The 3,653-nt window shown below is 35.8% G+C and carries 2 protein-coding genes; one reads left to right on the top strand and one right to left on the bottom strand.

Annotated elements, in window-relative coordinates; all coding sequences use genetic code 11:
- Window positions 1-120: 120 nt before the first annotated feature.
- Window positions 121-1,158: a D-alanine--D-alanine ligase family protein gene (locus AAAY30_RS11295; protein ID WP_295026740.1), complete on the top strand. Its 1,038-nt coding sequence runs from the start codon at window positions 121-123 to the stop codon at window positions 1,156-1,158.
- On the opposite strand, the gene AAAY30_RS11290 is transcribed toward AAAY30_RS11295, so the two are convergent.
- The gene (locus tag AAAY30_RS11290) at window positions 1,155-3,605 is read right to left on the bottom strand and encodes a hypothetical protein (RefSeq protein WP_499215966.1); all 2,451 of its coding nucleotides are present in this window, start codon (window positions 3,603-3,605) and stop codon (window positions 1,155-1,157) included. The two genes, AAAY30_RS11295 and AAAY30_RS11290, sit on opposite strands and share 4 nt — an antisense overlap.
- Between the last annotated feature and the right edge of the window lie 48 nt (window positions 3,606-3,653).

Here is a 3,653-nt window from a genome sequence, read left to right as displayed (position 1 = left end):
AATAAAGGATAACTTACAATTATCTTCTATTTGCAAGACTTTTTATAATAACTATTTACTATTGTAAGTTTATAAATATAGGATAATTTGTTATTGTCCTTTGTTCAGAGGAGGGATAGCATGAAAATTTTGAAATTTTGGGAGCAAACTCATATTCCAATTTCACAGACAGTGTTAAATGTAGTTCTTATTGCTCATGTATGCGAACCACGCGGTCACATGAACATTACGCAGCTTCAGTGTAGCAAAACAGAGCGTTTTTCAATAGACGAATTCAACGAAATATATCAAGGTATTGTTTCTGCAGGATATTTTGTACAAAACATTTACTTCAACGAAATTGACTTTATAAATGACTATATTGAACATCCGGACCGTTATAAAAATAGCTTAATATACACTTTAGCTAGAAACGGTTTGGGTGATAATAAAAAAACAATTATCCCATCATTCTGTGAACTGCTTGGTCTAAGATATACAACTTCTCCTTCATTATCGTGTGCATTGGCCCGTAATAAATATTATTTTTCAACATTATTTAATGCTCAAAATGTGCCTGCACCAAAGAGCTGGCTGTATACTGACAATGGAACTTGGATGAATGGATCACCAGAAAATGGAACAAAGGTTATCTGCAAACCAACTTCTGAGTCTGCTAGTCAAGGAATAAGTGAATCCAAGATTATTACAGTTTCTCCTGAACTGAGTACTAATCTATTAGGTTCAAGATATATTGTTCAAGAGTATATCGAAGGTTTTGAGTGCGAAGTCCCAATATTTAAAGTAGGAAATAATATACATGTTTTTCCGCCAATTGGTATCGATCTTCAAGGAAAGAGTATTTTGGATGAAGATGCTTCCGAACAAAATCAATATGGTTTCTACAAATTAGACAAATGCTTATCATCGGAAGTTGTGACCACCATTCAAAAAACTGCTGAAAGAGCTTTTCGTTTATTAAAGATGGATGTGTATGGACGAATTGATTTCCGGATTACACAAAATGGACAACCGTTCATATTTGATGTTTCTACAACACCATACACCACAAGACATAGTTCCTTTGCGTATGCATTCGAACAGTTGGGATTTGAATACTGTGATATCTATCGTGCAGTCATTTCTGCAGCACTAATGCGCGGAAAAAGGTTCACCTAGAAGGACAGGAATTGCAAATCTGATAGGAGAAAACCGCGTCCCCAGAAATAGCATGAGTCATCTTGCACATGGCTACATGCTGTATGGATTATCCTATGATACTCAAACGGATCACCGTTAATGATTTTCTGAGTAGTTAATAAATCTTCTTGAACAAGTTGCCTCTTCTGAAGAATTATTCGATAGTGACGAAGGAGTGGTGGATCCAGTGATTTTAGTATCTCTAAGGATTCTTTTGCACTTGCAACATCCCCCTTCAGCAAGGCATTTGCATAGTTCAAATCATGTAAATAGTACTGGTAGAATTCATCAAGGTAAGGAAGTAACCTATTAGCGTTGGCTAGCTCAGATTCCCATGTATCTGTCTGACATAGCATAGATAAACCTATATAATTGAATAAAACCACATGCGATACCTCTTCATACTGATGTTCTATTATTTTTGAAAACCGGGTTACAGCTTTGTGTGCCGCAAATATAGTTTTTTCTCGATTTTCATCAGCATTTCTTTCCTCAGTTAGATAATCCAGCAGTATTTGATTGTTTTCCACTTTGTATTGGCTTGGATAATACCAACCGTCACTATTGTTCATCATTAAAACACACTCTTCTACAGCCATCTTTGCAGTAGGGTACTGTCCTGAGACAATGGCATTTCCAGAATGATTACACAGTGCCATATATGTGCCATTTCGATTGCAGTGTTTTCTGTGGAATTGAATGCTTTGCTCAGTCTGTCTACATGCAACTATAGCTGCGTAATATAATGCTGCTTTGCGATTATAGCATGCCTCAAATTCATCAAATTCAGTAATTCCCATATGATCCTGAATTATTCGAATAATCTTATTTTTGAGTATATTGACCTTTTTGTGATCATTAGAGCGATCAATATACGCATCCAACAATACCAATGCAGCTCGACAATATTGTTCATCCTCAGAATGGCATATATCCTCAATGGTATTATAGAGTTCATCAGCGGATTGAATTATCATTCCCAAATCTTCTGCTAACTGAATTTTACATAAAAGTATTAGTCGTTGACACTCGGCTAGACACGGTGGAACAATGCGGCTAGGAGTGATTGCTTGGAAATGAAGTAATGCACTCCTGTAATTATATTTTGTAAATTCTTGATAGCCTTGAATAAACTCATCTAGAACCTGATGCTGAGTGTCAATGGCACTAATAGGAAGGCCACTGATGAGTGTTTCGATTTTATCGAGGATCTTATAAACATCATCAGTACTTCCAATTTCAGTGGAGCGTCTAAAATAAGCTAAAAGAAAAAGTTGCCATGCTTCTACAATCGTTTTCGTATCGGATGATTGTAAGCTTAGAGCTAAGTGCTTTCCTCGAGAATAATAATCTTCAGGATGACGTTTTTGCAAAAATTCAGAGAATCTACGATGATAATATCTCTCCTTTCTTGCAAGTTTAACTTTGAAGTAATTCTTAATGTTATCGTTAACGAAAAGAAACTTATTATCACCTTTAATAAACATCTGATCTTCAGCTAGTTGGAGATATTCTTCAGCTAGATATTCTGTTTCATACTTGTCTTTCGGTGTGGAATCTAGAAAAAAAGCAGCCTCGTCTTTTGAAAAATAACTATCAATTATTGAAAGTGGCCCCAGTATTTGGCGTACTTCTTGTTTTTCTGTAGGCAAACAATCACACCTACGATCCATGATTTCGATGAAATTATTAGCGTTTTCGCCGCTCATGGAATAATAATTTGCTGCCATAAGAGCCAGCGAGATATCGTTTCCAGCACAGGCGCGAATATCTTCGATGCAAATTCTCTCTGCATGACCATTTTCGCGAAGAATATGCAATATGCTTTCGTCAGGAATATCAGGGGTCTCTACATATTTCCAAATAATCGGAACCTCTATAGATTGCTTACTTTGAGCAACAATCAATACATTCAAATGATACTCAGACAACAATCCCAACTGTGGATGCATTATTTTTTGAAACAATTGTTTTGAAGGTGTGTCCCACATTTCAAAGTTGTCCGCTACAAACAGAATTCTTTGATTACCATCTATCTGATTTTCAATATTAGAAATAATAGCTTCTTCGCTTGGTGTTAGGATGTAGTTTGTCGAAGTCACGCTAATTGAAGTTCCGAACTCAAGTGAAATTGGTACAGGTAAAAAGCTAATACCAAACGAAATATCACTCCCGAGTTTAAGTTTCTTTTTTGAATATAGTTTAGTGCCAATATGCCATGTTAGATACGGCGATAAATTAGGATCAATCCCCTCAATGTAGAAGATAGTCCATCCTTCCATAAGTTGATTGGCCAAATTAAGGGCAATAGTTGATTTACCACTTCCAATATCCCCATACAATGTGATACCTTTATCCTCATCGTCAGTTATTAGTGTTTCATAAAGATCATCAACTATTTCCTGTTCGAATTCAGCTAAAGACATGTACTCACCTCAAAATCAACATTATATAATTGTAAGTTATCCTTTATT

The sequence above is a fragment of the Ruminococcoides bili genome, from assembly GCF_040093295.1.
Lineage (GTDB): Bacteria > Bacillota > Clostridia > Oscillospirales > Acutalibacteraceae > Ruminococcoides > Ruminococcoides intestinale_A.
Note: the sequence above shows the minus strand (reverse complement) of the source record. Positions and strands in the feature narration are given on the sequence as shown.